21 protein-coding genes are annotated in these 24,374 nt (G+C 36.4%); 11 read left to right on the forward strand and 10 right to left on the reverse strand.

Features of this window, described 5'->3' with window-relative positions; translation table 11 throughout:
• Positions 1-94 precede the first annotated feature (94 nt).
• The 8 genes from ACFFHT_RS04150 to ACFFHT_RS04185 form a co-directional block, all read right to left on the reverse strand.
• Positions 95-874, reverse strand: a complete 780-nt coding sequence (locus ACFFHT_RS04150; protein WP_382373753.1) for a glycosyltransferase family 32 protein — start codon at positions 872-874, stop codon at positions 95-97.
• A gap of 23 nt (positions 875-897) precedes the next feature.
• Positions 898-1,698 (reverse strand): glutamate racemase, encoded by an 801-nt coding sequence (gene murI, locus ACFFHT_RS04155; RefSeq protein ID WP_382373755.1) that lies wholly within the window; start codon positions 1,696-1,698, stop codon positions 898-900.
• Positions 1,699-1,751: 53 nt separating this feature from the next.
• Positions 1,752-2,243 (reverse strand): chorismate--pyruvate lyase family protein, encoded by a 492-nt coding sequence (locus tag ACFFHT_RS04160; RefSeq protein ID WP_382373757.1) that lies wholly within the window; start codon positions 2,241-2,243, stop codon positions 1,752-1,754.
• A complete protein-coding gene (recG, locus tag ACFFHT_RS04165) occupies positions 2,236-4,320 on the reverse strand; it encodes an ATP-dependent DNA helicase RecG (RefSeq protein ID WP_382373759.1) in 2,085 nt (694 codons plus the stop codon). The genes ACFFHT_RS04160 and recG overlap by 8 nt, the downstream gene beginning before the upstream one ends.
• Before the next feature lie 6 nt (positions 4,321-4,326).
• Entirely contained in the window at positions 4,327-6,468 is a 2,142-nt protein-coding gene (gene spoT, locus ACFFHT_RS04170; protein WP_382369923.1) for a bifunctional GTP diphosphokinase/guanosine-3',5'-bis pyrophosphate 3'-pyrophosphohydrolase, read from the reverse strand.
• Positions 6,469-6,496: 28 nt separating this feature from the next.
• Positions 6,497-6,769, reverse strand: coding sequence for a DNA-directed RNA polymerase subunit omega (gene rpoZ, locus ACFFHT_RS04175; protein WP_065234884.1), 273 nt, complete (start codon positions 6,767-6,769; stop codon positions 6,497-6,499).
• Between the two features lie 71 nt (positions 6,770-6,840).
• Positions 6,841-7,470, reverse strand: coding sequence for a guanylate kinase (gene gmk / locus ACFFHT_RS04180; RefSeq protein ID WP_382369921.1), 630 nt, complete (start codon positions 7,468-7,470; stop codon positions 6,841-6,843).
• Positions 7,471-7,556: 86 nt separating this feature from the next.
• Positions 7,557-8,186: a MarC family protein gene (locus ACFFHT_RS04185; RefSeq protein ID WP_382369920.1), complete on the reverse strand. Its 630-nt coding sequence runs from the start codon at positions 8,184-8,186 to the stop codon at positions 7,557-7,559.
• A gap of 53 nt (positions 8,187-8,239) precedes the next feature.
• Here ACFFHT_RS04185 and ACFFHT_RS04190 point away from each other — a divergent pair, with 53 nt between their 5' ends.
• The gene (locus ACFFHT_RS04190) at positions 8,240-10,144 is read left to right on the forward strand and encodes an ABC transporter ATP-binding protein (RefSeq protein ID WP_382369918.1); all 1,905 of its coding nucleotides are present in this window, start codon (positions 8,240-8,242) and stop codon (positions 10,142-10,144) included.
• A 46-nt stretch (positions 10,145-10,190) separates the two neighbouring features.
• Here the strand turns inward: ACFFHT_RS04190 and tsaD are convergent, their stop codons facing one another.
• Entirely contained in the window at positions 10,191-11,207 is a 1,017-nt protein-coding gene (gene tsaD, locus ACFFHT_RS04195) for a tRNA (adenosine(37)-N6)-threonylcarbamoyltransferase complex transferase subunit TsaD (RefSeq protein WP_382369916.1), read from the reverse strand.
• Positions 11,208-11,413: 206 nt separating this feature from the next.
• Here tsaD and rpsU point away from each other — a divergent pair, with 206 nt between their 5' ends.
• The 3 genes from rpsU (at position 11,414) to rpoD (ending at position 15,461) form a co-directional block, all read left to right on the forward strand.
• Positions 11,414-11,629 (forward strand): 30S ribosomal protein S21, encoded by a 216-nt coding sequence (gene rpsU / locus ACFFHT_RS04200; protein WP_013745715.1) that lies wholly within the window; start codon positions 11,414-11,416, stop codon positions 11,627-11,629.
• Between the two features lie 111 nt (positions 11,630-11,740).
• Positions 11,741-13,534, forward strand: a complete 1,794-nt coding sequence (dnaG, locus tag ACFFHT_RS04205) for a DNA primase (RefSeq protein WP_382373761.1) — start codon at positions 11,741-11,743, stop codon at positions 13,532-13,534.
• A 49-nt stretch (positions 13,535-13,583) separates the two neighbouring features.
• On the forward strand, positions 13,584-15,461 hold the full coding sequence (rpoD, locus tag ACFFHT_RS04210; protein ID WP_382373763.1) for an RNA polymerase sigma factor RpoD: 1,878 nt from the start codon (positions 13,584-13,586) through the stop codon (positions 15,459-15,461).
• Positions 15,462-15,601: 140 nt separating this feature from the next.
• Here rpoD and ACFFHT_RS04215 read toward each other — a convergent pair whose 3' ends face one another.
• Positions 15,602-15,871: a hypothetical protein gene (locus tag ACFFHT_RS04215; RefSeq protein WP_382373765.1), complete on the reverse strand. Its 270-nt coding sequence runs from the start codon at positions 15,869-15,871 to the stop codon at positions 15,602-15,604.
• Between the two features lie 370 nt (positions 15,872-16,241).
• Between ACFFHT_RS04215 and ACFFHT_RS04220 the strand changes: the two genes are divergently transcribed.
• The 7 genes from ACFFHT_RS04220 (at position 16,242) to csm4 (ending at position 24,372) form a co-directional block, all read left to right on the forward strand.
• Complete coding sequence (locus tag ACFFHT_RS04220; RefSeq protein ID WP_382373767.1) at positions 16,242-18,113, forward strand: PTS mannitol transporter subunit IICBA; 1,872 nt, start codon at positions 16,242-16,244, stop codon at positions 18,111-18,113.
• A 56-nt stretch (positions 18,114-18,169) separates the two neighbouring features.
• Positions 18,170-19,324 (forward strand): mannitol-1-phosphate 5-dehydrogenase, encoded by a 1,155-nt coding sequence (locus ACFFHT_RS04225; protein ID WP_382373769.1) that lies wholly within the window; start codon positions 18,170-18,172, stop codon positions 19,322-19,324.
• A 25-nt stretch (positions 19,325-19,349) separates the two neighbouring features.
• Entirely contained in the window at positions 19,350-19,853 is a 504-nt protein-coding gene (locus ACFFHT_RS04230; protein WP_382373771.1) for an MltR family transcriptional regulator, read from the forward strand.
• A gap of 130 nt (positions 19,854-19,983) precedes the next feature.
• Entirely contained in the window at positions 19,984-22,257 is a 2,274-nt protein-coding gene (cas10, locus tag ACFFHT_RS04235; RefSeq protein ID WP_382373773.1) for a type III-A CRISPR-associated protein Cas10/Csm1, read from the forward strand.
• A 9-nt stretch (positions 22,258-22,266) separates the two neighbouring features.
• Positions 22,267-22,650 carry a type III-A CRISPR-associated protein Csm2 gene (gene csm2 / locus ACFFHT_RS04240; RefSeq protein WP_382373775.1) on the forward strand — a complete coding sequence of 128 codons (384 nt, stop codon included), beginning with the start codon at positions 22,267-22,269 and terminating at the stop codon, positions 22,648-22,650.
• A 27-nt stretch (positions 22,651-22,677) separates the two neighbouring features.
• Positions 22,678-23,373 (forward strand): type III-A CRISPR-associated RAMP protein Csm3, encoded by a 696-nt coding sequence (csm3, locus tag ACFFHT_RS04245; protein WP_382373777.1) that lies wholly within the window; start codon positions 22,678-22,680, stop codon positions 23,371-23,373.
• 15 nt (positions 23,374-23,388) lie between these two features.
• Positions 23,389-24,372 carry a type III-A CRISPR-associated RAMP protein Csm4 gene (csm4, locus tag ACFFHT_RS04250; RefSeq protein ID WP_382373779.1) on the forward strand — a complete coding sequence of 328 codons (984 nt, stop codon included), beginning with the start codon at positions 23,389-23,391 and terminating at the stop codon, positions 24,370-24,372.
• Positions 24,373-24,374 lie beyond the last annotated feature (2 nt).

Here is a 24,374-nt window from a genome sequence, read left to right on the forward strand (position 1 = left end):
AGGTGCATTATAGTGATTTAAATACACCTTGCAAGTAGTTTTTTTAATTTTTTTTAAATTTTTTATTATTTGCTTATTTTTCTATCAATTACCTCTACCAAAGCCCAGTACCATGATGAATAGCAATCGTATTATCTGTAATAATAAATTCACCTTTATCATTTTTTCTTGGCAAAAAACTGTCATATGGAAAAAAATACATTCCATCATTTAATCTAAAGGGTTGACCATTTAACTTTACCCCATAGTGTAACTCTGTCATTCTAGATATTATTCGAGTATTAGCTATAATATGATAAATATCTCGAAAAGGTGTCAGCTTATACCAAGATAATGCTTTACCAATCCATGGATGAAATACTCTAGCACCAACTAATCCAATTGAAATTAATCTTTTCGACTCTACACATCCAAAAGCTTGACAGTTTAGTAATGGCTCTAATGGCTTAATTAATTCCATATCAGTATCTAAATAAATACCACCTTCATAATAAAGAGCATGTAGTCTAGCTACATCAGACACCATTGCCCATTTCTTTTGCCTTAAAGCCTCTTTCGCGAAAGGATACAAATCAATAGGAAAATTATCTTCATTCCATAATTTTATCCTAAATCCATTTTGAGTATGCCAACTATCCATACAATATTTTACTAAATCAGGATATATTCCCTTTCCAAACCAACAATAATGTAAAACTTTGGGGATTTGCTCCTGTTCAAATGATTTTATTTCATGATTAAAATCAGAGGCTTGCAAATATGATAATGGCTTAAGCAATTGTTCCACTTGCTCAGATTTTCTGCACCGTAAAAAATGTCGGTACAAATCAAAATAAAACTTTCTTTGCTGATGAAATGTATCTAAATTTACCATTTGCTCCCCTACTATAATTACAATTACAAAATACTGGTTAATAAATATATATTATGAAATCCCCATTCCCTAAACATTTTCCTTACATTTTCTTCATCAACAAAGGAAGCTGTACAATAAGCTATCTGTTCTTTATTTATTATTGTTGGAGTAAAAGGGGGCAATAAAGATGCTACACGTTTAGCAATCGCCTTTCCTGAATCAATAAAAAAACTCACTTGTGGTAAACAAGCTTTGAGTTCTGCTTTTAATAATGGAAAATGCGTACATCCCAAAATTACAGTATCCAACTCATATTCATATCGCCATTCTGCTACCGCTCGCATTACAGCAAAATGATCCGCTGGCTTACCATGTAATTTCTGTTCAGCAATTTGCACTAATTCCGTTGAACCTAAACGTTTAACTTCACAGTCTTGTGCATATTCATTAATTAAATCATCTACATAAGATCTAGTAATTGTTCCCTTAGTCGCTAATAAACCAATGACTTTTGTTACTGTTTTCTGAGCTGCAGGTTTAATCGCTGGAACAGTTCCCACGATAGGACAAGCAAAATTTGCTCGCATAGCAGGTAAAACAATAGTACTTGCCGTATTGCAAGCAATAACAATCAGATCTAACTCTTGTGTTTCAGCGATTTTTTTACAAATTGCTACACATCGCTGTTCAATAAATTGTTCTGGTTTCTCTGAATAAGGAAAGCAAGCATTATCTAGACAATACAAATAGTGGCAATGTGGTAATAAGGCTTTGACTTCTCGATAGACACTTAACCCACCTACCCCAGAATCAAAGAAAAGAATTGTTGGTATCTTTGCCATAAAATCATCAAAAATAGTATCATTTTATCTTGAAAGTGGTGATCTTATGCCTTTCACCAAAAATCCTCAAGAAAAAGCTCGCTAACTAACAAAGGATAATCTGCAACGGTTAATATAGAACGGCGAGCATATTTGTTTTCTATTTTTCCCCAAGCTAAGTCAGAACGTACTGCTGCCTGTTGAAATAACCATTCTCCTATTGGTTGATTACCTAATTGTTGAAATGCTTGGCGATATTGCTGGAAGGTATTGGTTGGAATAACCGTTCTTGCGAAGATCCATGCTTGATTATCTCCTGCCAAGATCACTTCTCGTAGCCAATATTGCTTATACCCAGCGAGTTCATCTAGATAAAATGGATGATGTTCTGTAATCCATCCTTCAAATAATGGGATAACAGTAAAAATCTTACAATGTTGTTTTAGTGCAGCTGTTAAAGATCCTGAAATTGAAAGCCATTGTTGCTGTGGATTTGACAATTTTTTAAAATCAGTCTGCCAATATATATTTTGCAGACAATCCCGATAATGTTGATAGTTAGGCATTGGAGTAAACCGTCCTTTGATCTAACCAACGCTTAATTAAACGTTCTACATCACTCGTTCCCAGACTCATTAATTCACTCGCACAACGCTGCACAGCAGGTAATAACCTTCTATCTCTCACTAAATCAGCGACGCGAAATTCTGCTGCTCCCGTTTGTTTTACCCCTAGCACCTCTCCTGGTCCGCGAATTTCTAAATCTTTTTCGGCAATCGCAAACCCATCATTACTGGTTCGCATAATTTCTAAACGTTGGCGAGAAATCTTACCTAGTGGTGTTTTATAGAGCAAGACACAAAATGATTCAATTTGCCCTCGACCTACTCGCCCACGTAATTGATGTAATTGTGATAAGCCTAATCGCTCCGCATTTTCAATAATCATTAAACTGGCATTCGGTACATCTACCCCAACTTCAATCACCGTTGTGGCAACTAACACATCTATCTCTCCAGCTTTAAAAATAGCCATGACCTCTTGTTTTTCTTGCGGCTTCATTCTTCCATGTACCAATCCTATCCGTAAACTTGGTAATGCTTTTTTCAGATCTTCAGCAAGCGCTTCGGCAGCTTGTGCTTCCAACACTTCAGATTCATCAATCAAGGTACAGACCCAATACACTTGCCTTTTATCGACTATACACGCGCGATAGACTCGTTGCACCAGTTCATCACGTCGATCTTCTGCTATCGCTACTGTTTTAATTGGCGTCCTACCTGGCGGTAACTCATCAATAATAGAAATATCTAAATCAGCATAAACGGTCATCGCAAGAGTTCGTGGAATCGGGGTAGCCGTCATAATCAGTTGGTGTGGATAAACGCCATTTTTTGCCCCCTTTTCTCGTAACATCAAACGCTGCTCAACACCAAAGCGATGTTGTTCATCAATAATGACTAATGACAACGAAGAAAACTCAACCTGTTCTTGGAATAACGCGTGTGTTCCTATGACAACCTGTACTGTACCAGTTTGGATCTGTTCTAAGATCTGTTGGCGTTTTTTCCCTTTGACTTTACTCGCTAACCAACCAACTTGAATACCAAAAGGCTCTAACCATTGTGAAAAATTATAAAAATGTTGTTCCGCCAAAATTTCTGTTGGCGCCATAATGGCAACTTGTTGTTGATTATCCAATGCTACTAAAGCAGCCAATAGTGCAACTAATGTCTTTCCAGATCCAACATCTCCTTGGATCAATCTCATCATAGGCTGTGTTTTTGCTAAATCTTGCTCAATATCTGCAACTACGCGTAATTGTGCATTGGTTGGTTTAAAAGGTAATTGTTGTAAAAACTGTTGTTTAATATCTGTATGATAATGCAATGCAGTGGCTAAATGTTGTTGTGTATTTTGTTTACTTTGTCGCATAGCTAAGTTATGCGCTAATAACTCTTCAAATGCCAAACGTTTTTGTGCTGGATGTTCACCTTTTTCTAATGTTTCAACTCGAGTTCCAGCAGGCGGGCGATGCAAAAATTGAATTGCAGATTTTAAATCATAACCACTGGGATTATAAGTCGCAGGCAATAACTCCTCGATTTCTCTTTTAGCCAATAATATTAATGCTTGATCAGTTAATTTACGCCACGAAGCTTGCTTCAAACCATCTGTTGAAGGATAAATTGGGGTTAAATTCTCTTCCATCTCTAACGGTTCATTGTGTTTGACAATCCGATATTCTGGATGATGCATTTCTGCCATAAAGCGCCCTCTTCTCACTTCACCAAATGCTTTCACTCTTGCACCAGTAATGAAACTATTTTTCATACCTGCATTAAAGTTAAAAAAACGCAGCATAATTTTTGCTGATCCATCTGAAAGCGAAACCATTAACATTGAACGCCGACCAAATTGAACCTCACAAGTCTGGACAATTCCTTCAATGGTGGCATAACTATCAGGGCGAAGATCTTTAATCGGTGTAATGTGAGTACGATCTTCATAACGAAGTGGAAAATGAAATAAGAGATCTTGAACAGAATGGATTCCTAAACGAGATAATCTTTCTGACATTGCTGCACCAACACCAGAAAGAACAGAAAGTGGCAAATGATCTAATAAATTTTCAGATTGCATTCAGGTTTATTCATTAATATTACGCAAGACATCTACTACACCAGATACCGCATTAATCTTACGGATAATTGTCGCCAAATGATTTTTATCTCGTGCCGTTAATACCACAAAGACTTGGTAAACACGGCCATCACGCTCTTCAGTCCAAATACTTTGGATATTACTACCTGCCGAAGTAATCACAGAAGTTAAGTTCGCAAATGCACCATGTTGATTGAGCATCTCAATACGCAATTCAGCTTCAAATTCAACACTATTCTCACTTTTTTCCCATTCTACTGGCATATAATGATCAGTATTTTCATCTCGATGATGGCGGATATTTGCACAATATTCATGATGAACAACTAAACCTTTACCAGGACTGACATAAGCAACTATTGGATCGCCTGGAATTGGATGACAACATTTAGCAAAATTAATTAATAATCCCTCTACCCCTTTAATTAATACACCCGAATCTGTTTCATGATAATTGTTATTACTTGGATTACCATCAGTATCAATTTCTAATTTTTCACCTAATAGACGATGTGCAATCACAACACTAATTTGGTTACCTAAACCAATTTCTGCTAACAAGTCATCTAAAGAATATAATTTTAGTTCGGTCAACAATGTAGATAGTTTAACAGAATCAATATCTTCTAATTTAGCTGGTGATAAGGCATGGAATAATTGACGTTTACCTAAAATAATCGCTTCATCTCGGCGTAAAGATTTTAAGGTTTGACGAATATTCGCTCTTGCTTTTGCTGTAACAACAAAATTTAACCACGTTGCACTTGGTCGAGCCGATGGTGCAGTAATAATTTCAACAGTTTGTCCCGACTGCAATGCCTGAGATAAAGCATAAGGTTGGCGATCTACTCTTGCCCCAATACAAGTTTGTCCAATATCTGTATGTACCGCATAAGCAAAATCAACTGGTGTCGCCCCAGCTGGCAACTCTACAATCCGACCTTTCGGGGTAAAGACATAAATTTCATCTGGGAATAGTTCAGATTTAACGTTTTCAATAAATTCAAATGAATTACCCGCACTTTGTTGTAGCTCAATCAAACTTTGTAACCAACGCTGTGCACGAATTTGCACTGTTGTGCTATCGTTTTTTCCACCTTGCTTATAAATCCAATGTGCTGCCACTCCCATCTCTGCCATTTGATCCATATCTTCTGTACGAATTTGTACTTCTACTGGCACTCCATGTGGCCCAATCATTGAGGTATGTAATGATTGATAACCATTGGCTTTTGGCACGGCAATATAATCTTTTACTCGCCCTGGACGTGGTTTATATAGACTATGCATCTGCCCCAAAACACGGTAGCAAGTATCCACATCTTGTACAATCGTGCGAAACGCATAAATATCCATAATTGAATGAAAGCGCTGTTCTTTCATTTTCATTTTTTGATAAATGGAATAAAGATGTTTTTCACGCCCAAAAACTCTCGCTTTGATACCTACATCATCAAGTCTACCTTTAATTTCATCAGTAATCCGTTGGATCATCTCTTTCCGATTACCACGTGCATTTTGGATAACTTTTTGTAATACCTGATAACGATGTGGATGTAACGCTTCAAAACCTAAATCTTCTAACTCATTTTTGATATGCTCTATCCCTAAACGATGTGCTAATGGGCTATAAATTTCTAACGTTTCTTTCGCAATTCGACGACGCTTATCAGGGCGTAATGCCCCTAACGTCCGCATATTATGCGTACGGTCAGCAAGTTTAATAAGGATAACGCGAATATCTTGAGTCATCGCTAAAATCATCTTACGAAAGTTTTCTGCTTCAGCTTCTTTTCGAGTTCTAAATTTTAATTTATCTAATTTAGAAACCCCTTCTACGATTTCAGCGACACTTTTACCAAATTCTGCAGTTAATTCTTCTTCTGTATAAGGTGTATCTTCAATTACATCATGCAACAACGCCGCCATCACGGCTTCGTGATCAAGACGCATTTCAGCAATAATTGAAGCGACTGCAACAGGGTGGGTAATATAAGGTTCACCACTAGAACGAGTTTGCCCTTCGTGTGCATCCCGTGCAATGACAAACGCACGTTTCACTAATTCAATTTGATCCTCAGGCAAATAACTTTTAATGATAGTATGTAAACTTTCAAATAAATACATAACTCGTTCTTCAGGTTGTTAAATGTGGTTATTCTACGTCAGCTAATAAAGACACCGCTTGTAATTCTGCGTGTTCTTGTTCTAACGCATCATGACGCTCTTGTGCGTCCATAATATCGTTGTTGATTAACCCTTCTTCAATTTCGCGCAATGCAATAACAGTTGGTTTATCATTTTCTTCTGGGACTAATGGTTCACGAACATGAAGTTGCAATTCGCGAGCACGACGAGCAGCTGTTAAAATTAAATCAAAGCGGTTACCAATTTTATCTACAGCATCTTGAACGGTTACACGTGCCATAATTCTCTCCAAAAAATTTTGTTAAATTGTTCAATAATCAATCAAGAAAAAGGTTGAATATGATACTAGAGCTAGTCTTTTTTCGCTAGTAGTTGCGACATTAATAATTGATAACGTTGTACTTGCCGTCCAACTTTTAATTTCTCCGCTTTCAAAATCACCTTAATTTCATTTAAAGCCTGATCAAAATCATCATTAATAATTAAATAATCATATTCATCATAATGACTCATTTCACTGATCGCTTTTTGCATACGTCCAGCAATCACTTCTTCTGAGTCTTGTCCTCGTCCGATCAAGCGACGTTCCAGTTCTTGAATTGATGGAGGCAAGATAAAAATACTTTTTGCACTCGGCACTTTTTTACGTACTTGTTGAGCCCCCTGCCAATCAATATCTAAGAATACATCAATGCCTTGTTTTAAAGAATGTTCGATCATCAATAACGATGTCCCATAATAATTCCCAAACACTTCGGCATACTCCAAAAACGCATCTTCAGCAATTAAACGCTCAAATTCCGTATGATCAATGAAATAATAATGTTTGCCCTCTTCCTCATTTGGACGTGGTTTACGAGTAGTATGAGAAATAGACACCTGCATTTCGTAACTTGGATGTTGTTGTAATAATGCAGAAATTAATGACGATTTTCCTGCACCACTAGGTGCAGAAATAATATATAAATTCCCTAAAAGCATAACTGATTCTCTTGACATTTAAATGGCAGTATTTTACCACTTTTTCTCTCTGATTAGTTCTCTAAAGAGAAAACTCTCTTTAACAACTAAGTTACAGTTGGCATCACTTCCATAAAAAAGGCTTTAATTCCACTTAAGATGTGATTTACAGCGATTGCTGCTAAAATTAATCCCATCACACGACTTACAATTGCTGCACCTGTCGTGCCGATTAAACGTTGAATACGATTTGCTGCTAACAATAATAGATAGGTAATTAATAATACTAATGCCATAATTGCCGCTGTCACAATTTGATCGGTAAAACTAAAACGATGATTATCTGTTAACAATACAATCGCCATCATTGCACCTGGCGAAGCGATCGATGGGACAGCTAACGGATAAACCGCTAGTTCATTAATATTGGAAGACAAACGCATTTCTTGTTCTGCTTTTCCTTCACTAAACACCATTGTCAAAGCAAATAATAATAAAACTAACCCCCCAGCAACTTGGAATGCAGTAAGTGGAATTTGCATTGCTTCTAATAAGAATTGCCCTGTTACTAAAAAGAAAAACAGAATTCCTGTCGAAATTAATACTGCATTACGTGCAATTTTTTTACGATCTGCCACAGGCAGGCCTATAGTTTTGGTAAGATAAACAGGAACAGAACCAATAGGATCGATAACTGCCCATAAAACAACAAATTGAACTAAAAAAGAATCAAACATTAAATAATCCTAAAATTTAAAAATAATAAACTTTATCAAGAGAATACCTAAAAATGTTAACTTTTACAAATTTGACTTTGAAACGTGGCATTACCACTTTACTTGAAAATGCCCATGCAACTATTATTCCTGGACAAAAAGTTGGATTGGTGGGAAAAAATGGCTGTGGAAAATCCTCTCTATTTGCCTTAATTAGAGGAAAATTATTACCTGAACAGGGTGATATTACTTATCCGAAAAATTGGGAGATCAGTTGGGTAAATCAAGAAACACCAGCACTAGAAATCTCTGCTTTAGACTATACCATTCAAGGTGATCGTGAATACTGTCGTTTACAACAAGAATTAGAACTCGCTAATCAGCAAAACAATGGCTATCAAATTGCTTCCCTACATTCTCAACTTGATACGATTAATGCTTGGACAATTCATTCTCGAGCAGCGACACTTTTACATGGATTAGGTTTTGAAGAAGCACAATTACAACAACCTGTAAAATCGTTTTCTGGTGGTTGGAGAATGCGATTAAATTTGGCACAAGCGTTATTATGTCGTTCTGATCTATTATTGCTAGACGAACCAACAAACCACCTTGATCTTGATGCAGTAATTTGGTTAGAAAATTGGTTAAAGAGCTATCAAGGCACGCTATTATTAATTTCACACGATCGTGATTTTCTCGATCCTATTATTAATAAAGTCGTGCATATTGAACAGCAACAGTTACAAGAATATACAGGCAATTATTCCTCATTTGAGCTGTTAAGAGCAACCAAGTTGGCACAACAAAATGCCCTTTATCAACAACAGCAACAAAAAATTGCCCATCTACAAAAGTTTATTGATCGTTTCAAAGCAAAAGCGACTAAAGCAAAACAAGCTCAAAGCCGAATTAAAGCACTTGAACGTATGGAATTAATTGCGCCTGCACATATTGATAGCCCATTTTCATTCTATTTTCCTGAACCAGAATTTTTGCCTAATCCACTTCTCTCTATGGAAAAAGTCAGTGCAGGTTATGGTGATAAAACTATTTTACAACAGGTAAAATTAAATCTTGTTCCGGGTTCACGCATTGGATTATTAGGCAAAAATGGTGCTGGCAAATCAACCCTCATTAAATTACTTGCTGGTGATCTTGCACCGCAAACTGGGGTGATTCAACTCGCTAAAGGTGTACAACTTGGCTATTTTGCACAACATCAATTAGATATTCTACGAGCAGAAGAAAGTCCTTTATGGCATCTACAAAAACTCGCACCAACTAAAACTGAACAAGAGTTACGCGATTATTTAGGTGGTTTTGCTTTCCATGGCGATAAAGTAAAACAAGCTATTCATTCATTCTCTGGTGGTGAAAAAGCACGTTTGGTTTTAGCCCTCATTGTTTGGCAACGCCCTAATTTATTACTACTTGATGAACCAACAAACCACCTTGATCTTGATATGCGTCAGGCATTAACTGAAGCCTTGATGGATTATGAGGGATCATTAGTTGTTGTTTCACACGACCGCCATTTACTGCGTAATACTGTGAGTGAGTTTTATCTGGTCCATGATCATAAAGTGGATAGCTTTAATGGCGACCTCGAAGATTATCAAAAATGGCTGCTCAGTTTAGAACCAAGCGAACCACTACAACCTGCAACATCAACGCCACCTAAGGAAAATGAATTTTTACAGCGTAAAGAACAAAAACGGAAAGAGGCTGAGTTTCGTGAAAAAACCGCACCATTGCGTAAGGAAATTCAAAAATTAGAGAAACAATTAGACCAGTATTCTACTGAACTGGCAGAAATTGAATCGGCATTAGCTGACAATGATCTCTATTTAGCTGAAAACAAAGAAAAATTAACCCAGTTATTAACTCAACAAGCAGATCTCAAAAAGAAACTGGAAATGGTTGAAATAGAATGGTTGGAAAAACAAGAAGTGTTAGAAAAGTGGCGAAATGAATAAATTTGCCTTACTCCGTTAGCTTACACACTAACGGAGCAAATACTTATTAGCCAATTTTCGCTAGTTCACTCATTCGCCAACGAGGACGAACCTCAACAGCAAGATCGGTTTGTTCTCCTGTTTTTAGTCGTAAAAAACCTGCATAAGCAATCATTGCACCATTATCGGTACAAAATTGTGGTGCGGGATAAAACACCTCGCCCCCCAACTTGTTCATCAAATCACCTAAGCGTTGTCTGAGTTGTTTATTCGCACTCACTCCACCTGCAATCACTAATCGTTTCAAACCTGTTTCATTCAATGCTCTTTGACATTTAATCGCCAAGGTATCAACGACAGCAGCTTGAAACGCATAAGCAATATCACAACGCGTTTGTTCATCTTGTGGGAATTGCACCACCGTATTGGCAGCAAACGTTTTTAATCCTGAAAAACTAAAATCAAGCCCAGGGCGATCTGTCATTGGACGAGGAAAAACAAAACGATCAGGATTCCCTTTTTCTGCTAAACGTGAAAGTGCCGCACCACCAGGATAATCTAATCCAAGTAATTTAGCCGTTTTATCAAATGCTTCTCCAGCAGCATCATCAATAGATTCACCCAATAATTGATAATCGCCCACACCATTCACACGAATTAACTGGGTATGTCCGCCTGATACTAATAAGGCTAAAAAAGGAAACTCAGGGACACGCTCCTCTAACATAGGTGCCAATAGATGCCCTTCCATATGATGGACACCTAATGCAGGCACATTCCACGCATAAGCCAATGAACGAGCAACCATCGATCCCACCAACAATGCTCCTGCTAATCCTGGACCACAAGTATAAGCGACTCCATCAATCTCTTTCGCTGTTAAGTTTGCTTCAGCTAAAGCAGCTTGGATTAATGGTGCTGTTTTACGGATATGATCTCGAGAAGCCAATTCAGGTACAACACCACCATAATCGGCATGTAAACTAATTTGTGTATAGAGTTGATTTGCTATCAAACCCTGTTTTTCATCATAAATTGCAACTCCTGTTTCATCGCAGGAGGTTTCAATACCTAAAACTTTCATCTGTTTGTTTTATCTCACTAAAAATTGCTCGGCATTTTACTCTTTTTTTTACCTGTTCTCTAGTTAACAATCATACATGACACAAAATAAGCACAATCCTCTCTTTACTTTTTATCTTGAAATAGATTAAAATTGCGACCTTTATTGAGTAAAGGTTATGTTATATAACCCTAAAAGTGTATAAATTTCATTGAGGTGATTGGCTCATGCCTGTAATTAAAGTTCGTGAAAATGAATCATTTGACGTTGCATTACGTCGTTTTAAACGTTCTTGCGAAAAAGCGGGAATCTTAGCAGAAGTTCGTAGCCGTGAATTCTACGAAAAACCAACAACTATTCGTAAACGTGAAAAAGCATCTGCTGCTAAACGTCATGCTAAGAAATTAGCTCGCGAGAATGCACGTCATACTCGTTTATATTAATCGATTCTTTTGATTTAAACGATATTTTAAAAACCGTGCTGCTATGATAGGAGCACGGTTATTTCTTTCTTATTAACCTGCAGAATTGTTGGCTAGCTTAAGGTAGATACGATGAAAGGACTCATTCCGCGTACTTTTATTGATGAACTATTAGCACGTACCAACATTGTTGATATTGTTAATTCACGCGTTAAGCTCAAAAAAGCTGGGCAAAATTATCAAGCTTGTTGTCCATTTCATCATGAAAAAACACCTTCATTTACTGTTAGTGCTAAAAAGCAGTTTTATCATTGCTTTGGTTGTGGCGCACATGGAAATGCAATTTCATTTTTGATGGATTATGACAAGCTAGAATTTGTTGAAGCTATTGAAGAGTTAGCTGCTTTACAAGGGGTGGATGTTCCAAGAGAAACCACATCAAATAATCAATATTCTGCAAGCCAAAATTATAAAAGTAAGCGAGATCTGCATCAATTAATGCAAGAGATTGCAATATTTTATCAGCAACAATTAACCCAAGCGTTACCAGCTCAGGCTTATTTACAACAACGTGGTTTATCTAGTGAAGTCATCGAACGTTTTGCGATTGGCTTTGCATCTGGAACAAATTCGGTACTTCGCCATTTTGGCCAATCTACTGAAGATCGCCAAAAATTATTTGATACAGGTATGATTAGCCAAAACGATTCTGGCACAACCTACGATCGATTTCGTCAGCGGATTATGTTTCCCATTCGAGATCGACGTGGTCGTACGATTGCCTTTGGTGGACGCGTTTTAGGTGATGAAAAGCCAAAGTATTTAAATTCACCCGAAATGGCGACTTATCATAAAGGTAATGAACTATATGGTTTATATGAAGCCTTAGAACAAAATGACAGTCCCGACTATTTACTGATTGTTGAAGGCTATATGGATGTGGTCGCTTTGGCTCAATTTGGTGTTACTAATGCCGTAGCCTCACTTGGTACAGCGACTACAGGCGAACAAATTCAAATTGCTTTTCGTGCAACTGAACAAATTATTTGTTGTTATGATGGTGATAATGCCGGACGTAGTGCCGCTTGGCGTGCATTAGAAAATGCACTACCACATTTATATGATGGGTACCAATTAAAATTTATTTTTTTACCTGATGGTGAAGATCCAGATACGTTTATTCGACAAATTGGTAAGGAAAAATTTGAGTCTTTTTTGCTTGATGCAATGCCGATGAGTGATTTCTTATTTCAACATTTACTTGCACAAGTTGATCTCAGCACCAAAGATGGAAGAAGTAAATTAGCGGCTTTAGCCGTACCATTAATCAATAAAATTCCAGGTGAAACATTACGTTTATATCTGCGTAATACCTTAGGGCAAAAGCTCGGTATCCTTGATGTGGCTTTATTAGAAAAAATGTTGCCTACTATGATTGAAAGTGCAACTGATAACGCATCTGAAAATCGTACAACGTTAAAAGCAACGCCTATACGTTTATTGATCGCTCTATTATTACAAAACCCAGAGCTTGCTGATAAACCAATCACACGCGTTTTATTAAGCAATCCGCAAGTATTACAAGATTTAAATTTACCAGGATTATCACTATTCCTCGAAATTTATCAGCTTTGTATTGAGAAAAGTGGTATTACCACTGGACAACTACTTGAATATTGGCGTAATAAGCAAGAAGAAAAAATTATTGAAAAGCTGGCTATCTGGGATCATCTGATAAAAGATGATAACATTGAGCCCACTTTTTATGGTAATCTTAAATACTTACATTCCAAAGTAATGGAAAAGCGCATTGAGGCGTTAAAAGCGAAAGATCGAACAGATACTTTATCGCTAGATGAAAAAAAAGAACTGATAGAACTGCTGGCAAACAGTCGAAAATTGCTAGCTTCGGTCTATTCTTCATAAGTATGTGAAGAATGATTTCTGCTAATCAACAATTATTGGATGTCAAAATATGGATCAAAATCCACAATCACAGTTAAAACAGTTAATTGCACAAGGCAAGGAGCAAGGTTATTTAACCTATGCTGAGGTTAATGATAGTTTACCAGAAGACCTCGTTGATGCCGATCAAATAGAAGACATCATTCAAATGATTAACGACATGGGGATCCAAGTTCTCGAAACTGCCCCTGACGCTGATGATCTTATGTTGAACGAAAATGTTACCGATGAAGATGCAGTAGAAGAGGCTACTCAAGTACTTTCTAGTGTTGAATCTGAAATTGGGCGTACAACAGATCCAGTACGGATGTACATGCGTGAAATGGGAAGTGTTGAATTACTTACCCGTGAAGGCGAAATTGATATCGCCAAAAGAATTGAAGAAGGCATTAATGAAGTTCAATGTGCGGTAGCGGAGTATCCACAAGCACTCGATCATTTATTAGCTCAATATGATCTCGTTGAAAAAGGTGAAGTTCGCCTTTCAGATCTTATTACTGGTTTTGTCGATCCAAATGCCGTAGATACAGAAGATTATTCTAAATTTATGAATGATGATGTTTCTGAAGACGATGAAGACAGTATTTCAACCGCTGGTAATGATGTTGATGACAGTGATGAAGATGAGGATAGTGAAGGTGATTCTGATAGCAGTTCAGAAGGTGATTCAGATAATAGCATTGATCCAGAAGTTGCGCGTGAAAAATTTACTGCATTAAAAGAACAACACCAAAAAACAGTGGAAGCTATCGCAAAATATGGTCGTGGCAACAAAAAAGCTCGTGATCAAATTAATGCACTTTCAGAAGTATTCCAACAATTCCGTTTAGTACCAAAACAATTTGATCTCCTTGTATTATCAATGCGTGACATGATGAAACGCATTAGAACACAAGAAAGACAGATTCAACGCCTTGCCGTTGAATATGCAAAAATGCCAAAAGGTACCTTCCAAAAATCATTTATTGGTCACGAAACCAACGATAGTTGGATTGAAAAAGCATTAGCGGCTGGTAAAAACTGGTCTGAGAAACTTAAAGAATATGAAAACGATATTCGCCTAGCAATCGAACAATTAAAACTGATTGAACAAGATAGTGGTTTAACCATTACACAAATTCGTCAAATTGGTGAAAAAATTTCTCAAGGTGAACTTAAAGCTCGCCGTGCTAAAAAAGAGATGGTAGAAGCTAACTTACGTCTTGTTATTTCTATTGCGAAAAAATATACCAACCGTGGATTACAATTCCTCGATCTTATCCAAGAGGGAAATATCGGTTTGATGAAAGCAGTAGATAAATTTGAATATCGTCGTGGTTATAAGTTTTCTACTTATGCAACATGGTGGATTCGTCAGGCAATTACCCGCTCCATTGCCGATCAAGCACGTACCATTCGTATTCCTGTACATATGATTGAAACGATTAATAAACTTAATCGTATTTCTCGTCAAATGTTACAAGAAATGGGACGTGAAGCTTCTCCAGAAGAGCTTGCTGAACGTATGGGAATGCCAGAAGACAAAATTCGTAAGGTCTTAAAAATTGCCAAAGAACCAATTTCAATGGAAACGCCTATTGGTGATGATGACGATTCACATTTAGGCGATTTCATTGAAGATAATACTTTAGAATTGCCTCTCGATTCAGCAACTGCACAAAGTCTAAAAGTGGCAACACATGAAGTATTAGAAGGTTTAACACCTCGTGAAGCAAAAGTCTTAAGAATGCGTTTCGGTATTGATATGAATACTGATCACACCTTAGAAGAGGTTGGTAAACAATTTGATGTTACTCGTGAACGTATTCGTCAGATTGAAGCAAAAGCGTTGCGTAAACTTCGTCACCCAAGCCGCTCAGAAACATTACGTAGCTTCTTAGATGAATAATTAGTTTTATTTTCTATAAGTAAAAAGTCGAGTTATTGCTCGACTTTTTTATTTCTATGCCTATCTAAACACATAAAAAAGGCTTCTTATCCGTTACGAATAAGAAGCCAAGAGGCACTACAGGAATAACTATTTATTTTTTATGCTGGAGTTTTTTGATCTTGAATAACTCCTTTTTTATGACTTACTTTTTTAGCATGATGTTTAACAGTTTTAACTTGTTTAACAGCATGTGCTTTAACATCTGATTTTGCTGCAACTTTTGTTGCTTTTGGCATAACTTGTTCTGCTTTTGCTGGAGCGGCTTGAGGTTGAACAGTTGCAGGTGTTGCATCTGCTTGTGCAACTGTTGCCATTGCTAATACTGAAGCAACTAAAGAACTCATAATAATTTTTTTGCTAACTAACATAATTGAATACTCCTCATAAAGTGTTTTTTTATTATTGGGCGGTCAACCGTCCTCCATCACGCTGCGCATATTAGTCCCGAATAATTAGCCGAAAATGAGTAAAATCTCACTCAATCACTAAAATAAAAAAATTTTTTGTTCATTTTTTGTCCTTACTCATTTAGGTTATTTTTAGAACTAAAAATTTGTGATCTAAATCACATTTTTTAATAGTTACAAATTTTTATGTGATCTACATCACATTTACAAAAAACAGGAGAAAAAATTTTATTTGAACTACATCACATTTTTGAGATCAAAAATTTCTCGTTTTTTAAACTATGTGTTAATTTTTGCACGAAATTTCTTCTCCATTATTGAGGATCAAATTATGGTTTCTACACAAACAAAATTACGCATACAAAATTTTGGTCGTTTTCTCTCCAACATGGTAATGCCTAACATCGGGGCATTCATTGCGTGGGGATTTATTACCGCACTTTTCATTCCAACTGGTTGGTTACCAAATGAAACATTAGGTAAGCTCGTTGGCCCAATGATTACTTACTTATTACCATTGCTCATTGGTTACACTGGTGGTCGTTTAGTTGGTGGTGATCGTGGTGCCGTTGTTGGTGCTATCACAACTATGGGTGTCGTTGTTGGTTCTGATATCCCAATGTTCTTAGGTGCAATGATTGCTGGTCCACTTGGTGGCTTTGCAATCAAAAAATTTGATAAATGGGTAGATGGTAAAATTAAAAGTGGTTTTGAGATGTTAGTAAACAACTTCTCTGCTGGTATCATCGGTATGATCTGTGCATTAATCGCTTTCTTAGCTATCGGTCCAGCAGTAAAAGCACTTTCTACTGCATTAGCCGCAGGTGTAGATGTCCTTGTTAAAGCTAATTTATTACCATTAACTTCTCTTTTTGTTGAACCTGCAAAAATCTTATTCTTAAACAATGCCATTAACCACGGTATCTTCTCACCATTGGGAATTCAACAATCTCAAGAGTTTGGTCAATCTATCTTCTTCTTAATTGAAGCTAACCCAGGTCCAGGTTTAGGCGTATTATTAGCTTATATGCTTTTTGGCAAAGGTTCTGCAAAACAAACTGCAAGCGGTGCAGCAATTATCCACTTCTTAGGTGGTATTCATGAAATCTATTTCCCATATGTATTAATGAATCCACGTTTAATTCTTGCAGTAATGGCTGGTGGTGTATCAGGAGTTCTAACACTCACGCTAACTCACTCAGGCCTTGTTGCTCCTGCTTCTCCAGGTTCAATCTTTGCTGTGTTATTAATGACACCAAAAGCCTCTATGTTTGGTGTAATCCTTGCAGTATTAATTGCTTGCGCAGTTTCATTCGTCATCGCTTCATTCTTCTTGAAATTACAAAAAACAGAAGGTTCACTAGAAGAAGCTACTGCACAAGTCAAGAATTTAAAATCTGGTTCAGCTGTTAATGTAAACAACGTTGAAATTAATTATGCAGGCTTGAAAAAAATCTTCGTATCTTGTGATGCGGGTATGGGTTCAAGTGCAATGGGTGCAAGCATGCTACGTAAAAAAGTAAAAGAAGCTGGTTTACCAGTTGAGGTAGCAAACTGTGCAATTAATGATTTACCAGAAGATGCTCGTTTAGTTATTACTCACCAAGACTTAACTTTGCGTGCAAAACAACATGTACCAAATGCGGTTCACCTTTCATTAACTAATTTCTTAGATAACAAATTCTACGATAATTTAGTCAATGAATTAAAAGCGGAACTTAACGCAAAAAAGTCTAATTCAGATAATAGCGAAGAAGTAAGTAGCGTAGGAACTTTTGCATTAGCGCCAAATCAAGTTTTCTTAGGATTAAAAGCTGCAAATAAAGAAGAAGCCATTCGTTTTGCAGGTGAACAATTAGTGAAAGGTGGTTTTGTTCAACCAAGTTATGTTGAAGCAATGTTAGAACGTGAAAAATTAGTTTCAACCTATCTTGGCGAAGGCGTAGCTGTACCACATGGAACGATTGAGGCAAAAGATGCTGTATTAAAAACTGGTATTGTATTCTGTCAATATCCTGATGGTGTTCGTTTCACTGATGAAGATGATGGTGTAGCTAAATTAGTTATCGGTATTGCAGCTCGTAATAATGAGCATATCCAAGTTGTATCTGCAATTACTAATGCCTTGGATAGTGAAGAAGCAATCAATACACTGACCACTACAGGTGATGTCGAAAAAGTGCTAGCATTACTGAAAGGTTAATAGTCGTAGGGAACGTAGTGATATCACTACGTTCTTTTTTATTTAGGAGATTTATAATGAAAGCATTACATTTTGGAGCAGGTAATATTGGACGTGGTTTTATTGGTAAATTACTTGCTGATGCAGGTATCCACGTTACATTTGCCGATATTAACGAAACCGTGATTAATTTATTGAATAAACAAAAATCTTATTCAGTAAAAATCGTTGGTGATGGTGCGAATCGTATTGAAATTGTAAACAATGTTGATGGTCTAAATTCGGCTAATCAAGATGAATTACTAGCTAAAATTCAACAAGTTGATCTTATTACTACTGCTATTGGTGCAGGTGTACTTAAAATTATTGCAAAATCTTTAGCACAAGGTTTACTTGCTCGTATTCAACAAGGTAATACCCAACCATTAAATATTATTGCTTGTGAAAATATGGTTCGTGGTACAACAAATCTAAAAGAACATATTTTTAGCCATCTTTCAGAACAAGAACAACAACTGGTAAGCCAATATGTTGGTTTTGTGGATTCTGCAGTGGATAGAATTGTTCCGCCAGTAGAAGCAAACGCAGAAGATCCGTTACAAGTTACCGTAGAAGAATTTAGTGAGTGGATTGTTGATGAAACCCAATTTAAAGGCGATATTCCAACTATTCCAGGCATGGAACGAACTGATAACTTAATGGCATTTATTGAACGTAAGTTATTTACTTTAAATACAGGACACGCTGTTACTGCTTATCTAGGTAAACTTGCTGGCTACCAATTCGTAAAACAATCAATTGATGATGAAAATATCAAACAACAAGTCAAAGCAGTTATGCAAGAAAGCGGTGCAGTTTTAATCAAACGTTATCATTTCGACCCTGCCGCCCACGCAGCTTATATTGAAAAAATACTAAAACGTTTTGCCAATCCATACTTACAAGATGATGTTGATCGTGTTGGACGTGAACCTTTACGTAAACTCAGCTATAATGACCGCCTTATCAAACCATTACGTGGCACATTGGAATATCAATTACCACATACAATGATTTGTAAAGCCGTTGCTGCAGCACTTTGCTATACCAATGCAAATGATCCACAAGCCGTTGAATTACAACAGACACTAGCAACTGAAGGTGTAATGGCAACTCTAGCCAAATATACAGGACTTGAAGATCAAGCAATCTTTGCAGAAATTGCACAAGCATATGCAGTATTAAACAAATAATTTTTTAATGTGGTAAAAGGGTCTAATGATCGAAGAGAAATTGAATGAAGTTACCACTGCACGTGGTTTAATTATCGCAGCAGTAACTATCTTTGATGAAGCCATTGATCATTTAATCAATCGCGTATTCCGTAAAACAGATTTTGTTGTCGAGTCTGTTATTGAATCTTTATTCGAACATTCAGGCCCTTTATTTGATTTTAAAATCCGCCTAAAAGTATTATTAGGGTTAGGTGTCATTTCAAAAGAAATTTTTGAAGATATTAATGCTTTTATTAAATTAAAAGATACCATTAATAATCAAGAACAAGAGGCATCTTTTAGCGATCCCATGTTCTTAAACTTTATCCAACATCTCCATTGCATTAAAGAATCTTTATTTATTAAAGATCCTCTACCAAAACAAAATTCTTCCGATTCTCTACTCGATCAAGTCAAAATTATCCGCTGGGAAAAAATGATCCGTTCTTATTTAATCCTTTCAATTTTGCATATTAATGAAGCATTGCAGATTGAGAGTCCTTTGTGATAAGAATTTTATAATAAACTTCCTTACAAAATTCTTAGAGCTAGCTCTCAGAATTACAAATTTGTAATTTTTTTGCTTACCCTAATTAAGTATTATACTTATACCCAATTTAACAAAAAGGGAGCAAAAAATGTCTGTTACTCAATCATGTCAAATTGCTTTTAGTTGCTTATATAAAGGATTGAAAGCAGCTGCACCAGAAATCATTAACCAATTACAAAATTATCTACCCACTGAATTTAAATCAAATATATCAGCATTATCAGATGAAGTTTTTAATAAAGCGATCAAACTTGCTTTTAATGCAGATATGTCTTCTCAACAAAAATATCACGCTTTATCTAGTTTGTTTGAACATATTCATATTGAGAACAATAAAACAGATACACATATAAGTCATTATTTCTATTCTGCTGCACCACTTTCAGCGGAAAGCATATTCCCTAAAGAGAGAAAATTAGATAGCAATGAAGATATTTGGCAAATTTTCATTCAACAACTAAATAAAATTCCTCAATCTCATAAACAAAATTTACCTTTATGGCTCGATCATTTTGATACAGCATTACAATGCTTTACTAGTAATATTCCTTCTCAATATCAGCAAGATATATCTCTTTATGATCAGCTTAAGACTATTACTGCATTAGCGACTTCATTAGCATTAAGTCAATCAGATAGTAATAAACCATTATTATTAATTCAAGGCGACTTCTTTGGCATTCAAGATTTTATCTTTTCTGATGGAAGTGAAACCAATAAACAAGCAGCTAAAATTTTACGAGGACGTTCTTTCCAAGTTTCACTATTCACTGAATTAGCAGCATTAAAAATTTTAGAAACCTGTGAATTACCAAGTACAAGTCAATTAATGAATGCAGCAGGTAAATTTTTAATCATTGCTCCCAATACTGATGAAATAAAACAGAAAATTAATCAGGTTCAAGCAGAATTAAATCAATGGTTTATTAAGCATACTTACGGTTTGGTGGGCTTAGGTTTAGCAATGAAAGCTATCAGCCAAGCGGATTTTTCAACAACGAATTTTAGTTCACTAATGAAGGCACTATTTCAGGAATTAGAGTGGACTAAATTACAACGTTTAGATTTAACTGAAAGCACCATTTCAGTGCAAAACGTAGAGTATCCTTTTGGTGTATGTCCATATAACAAATATTTTCCTGCTCGAGAAAAAAAAGAAGAAGAAAAAATTGAAAAAAGAGCATCATTAATTTCAGCTGATCAAATTGCGATTGGGAAAAATTTAGTAACAAAACATCGAATAATTGTGTGTAACGAAAATGCTGATATTTACCAAAACCAAGCAACACAGCTTTTACATCTGCCAATATTTGGTTATCGGGTTATTTTTACTGATACAGAAGAGATTACAGGGAAATTTAGCGCACCAGCAAAAGCTTTACAAATCAAACGGTTATGGGATTTTGAGTTGCCAAAAAATACTCAGCAAGAAATTTGGAATGGCTATGCCAGACGTTATATTAATGCTTATATTCCTTATTTTGACAATGATCAATTAGTGGATAAAGAAAAATATAAAAACGTTGAAGAAGATGGTGAAAAATATGCAATTAAAACCTTTGATTATTTAGCTTGTGAAGATCGTCAAGTGCTAGATGAGCATACAGGCTACGTTGGGCAAGCAGCATTAATGACCTTAAAAGGTGATGTAGATAATTTAGGCACTATTTTCCAAAAAGGTTTAGAAAAAGCAAATTTTGCCAAAATGTCTGCTCTTTCTCGCCAAATGAATCAATTTTTTAGCTTATGGTTACCTGCTTACTGTGCAGAACATAATCCTAATATGTACACCGTGTTTGCGGGCGGTGATGACTTCTTTTTAATAGGGCCTTGGTATTCTACACAAAAATTAGCATTTGATATGCAAGCTTATTTTAAACGCTATGTGGCTAAAAATTCAGATATTCATTTTTCAGCAGGATTGGTCATGACTAAAGTAGGAGTACCTGTGCCGAGAATGGGCGAAATGGCAGAAGATGCATTAGAACAAGCGAAAGCAGTTGAGGGTAAAAACGCTGTAACCCTTTATCAAATGCCGTTAAGTTGGATGAATGCGATCACATTAAATGAGCTAGAACGTGAAATTAAGCGCTTGGCACAAGAATATAAGATTTCGACTTCTTATTTGTATAGCTTAATTCATCTTGCCAAACAATCAGCAAGTGAGAATCTTGAAGATACAATGTGGCGAAGTCGCTTTTATTATCGTACCGCTCGTTATGTGGTTGATAAGCTTAATAAAGAAAAAAGAGAACGTGCATTAACAGAAGTTACCCATTCTCTTGGGCATTTAGGTATTGAACGTTATAAGGCACATTTTATTATTCCACTATTTAATTATTTTTATTTAAACCGTAAATAAGAGGTACATATGACACAGGATATTCAATTTGGCAAAAATAAATCGGAACTATTATTTTCTGATATTGCAGATCATAAAGCCCAAAAAATAAAAAGCAGTAAAGATGTGAATAAAACAACACAAATTCGTAAGTTTTATGATGAATTAGTGATGTGGAATGATCGCGTGCAACAAGCTACAGATAAACAGGAAAAATATCAAGAGTTAGTGCCATTTATCAAAATGTTAAAAGCGAAAGTTGCCTATGCTAAAGGACGAAAATATGTGAATAGTGATTTCAGTGACGTGTTTGACTGTGTGATTGATCAAATTAAAGACGTTGAAACGTTACGAGATGCAAAACTTTTTATGGAAGCGGTAATCGGCTACTGCAAACTTTATGAGCTTGAATAACTATTGGATTAAGGGAAGGATTGAAAAATGAAATTACAAAATATTATCGAAATTAAAGCAACACTTGTGTTAAAAACAGGGCTACATATTGGTGCAGGTGATAGCGAAATGCACATTGGTGGCATTGATAATTCCGTGATTAAAAATCCAATTACAGGACTACCTTATATTCCCGGTTCGAGTTTAAAAGGTAAAATCCGTTCGTTGTTAGAATGGCGAAGTGGGGCAGTACAAAGTAATCCTTTAACGCTTAAAGAGGCAACAGGGGATAATGCAGAGGCGGTGAAAAATATTTTACGCCTTTTCGGTATAAGTGGTGATGTGAAAAATCAAGAACAACAAGTGTCTGAAATTGGCGTATCTCGCCTTGCTTTTTGGGATTGTGAATTTACAGAAGCATGGAAAAAACGCTTAAATGATGAAAACTTACTTGCAACGGAAGCGAAAAGTGAAAATACCATTGACCGCATTACCTCAACAGCCGGCCATCCTCGCCAAATGGAACGCGTGCCTGCAGGGGCAGAATTTAGCTTTAAGGTAACACTTCGTCAGTTTGAAGATGATCCAGATCAGTTGCCAGAATTATTGCTTAAAGGTTTACGTTTACTTGAACTAGATAGCCTTGGTGGCTCAGGTTCTCGAGGCTATGGCAAAGTTGAGTTTAAAGATTTAACCATTAATGGTGAGAGTAAACAGTTAGTCGATATTAATCCCTTTGCATAATCAATTGGGGGCAAGATGAAACTTTATCAAATCACGATAAAACCGCTGAGTGCCTTTGGTACACCACTGGTGGGAGATACGCTATTTGGGCAACTCTGCTGGGCAGTGGTACATTGCTTTGGGCAACAGCGTTTGCAGGAACTGTTACAAGGTTATGCAGAGCAATCACCTTTTATGGTAGTTTCTGATGCTTTTCCGCATAACTATATTCCTCTGCCAACTTTGCCATCTGCTTTTTGGCAATGGGAAAGTAATGTAGATCGTCAAGCTGAACGTAAGAAATTAAAAAAGCTTGCTTATTTGCCAGTAAGTGAGGTAAATAAACCGCTTAATCAGTGGCAAGAATTGGCTTATTTAAAAGCACAGCAAGAGAAAGAGCATTCTCAAAAAAAGGTGGTATCAAAACAGACCTATATTCAATTTCACAATACCATTGATCGTCAAACGCAAACAACAGGTACAGGGCAATTTGCGCCTTTCACCACTTCACAAGTCATGTTTAAACCTGACAGCTTATTTGATCTCTATTTTGTACTTGATGAAGTACGATTAAGCTATCCAGAAGCACTTCAATTATTTGAATACATCGGACAGTTTGGCTTTGGGCGAGATGCTTCAACGGGTATGGGCAAGTTTGAAGTACAAAATAAAGAGTGCATACAAGCGGTTGATTTTAGTCGAGAATCTGCAAATGCCTATTTAACCTTAGCGAATAGTGCACCGCAACATTTAGGCTTAGATAAAACACACAGTTTTTACCAAATTACAACTCGTTTTGGACGACACGGTGGTGAGTTTGCTTTACACTCCAGCCCATTTAAAAAGCCAATTATTTTGGCAAAAACAGGGGCAATTTTCACGCCAACACAATGGCAAGAACGTCTGTTTTTAGGTAACGGATTAACGCAGGTTTCCTCTCAACAGCCAAATGCAGTACATCAAGGCTATGCACCTGTTATTCCTGTGATGTTAGATTTTGATCTTGAGAAAAAGGATTAGCC

It is taken from the genome of Gallibacterium melopsittaci (assembly GCF_042433085.1).
GTDB lineage: Bacteria > Pseudomonadota > Gammaproteobacteria > Enterobacterales > Pasteurellaceae > Gallibacterium > Gallibacterium melopsittaci.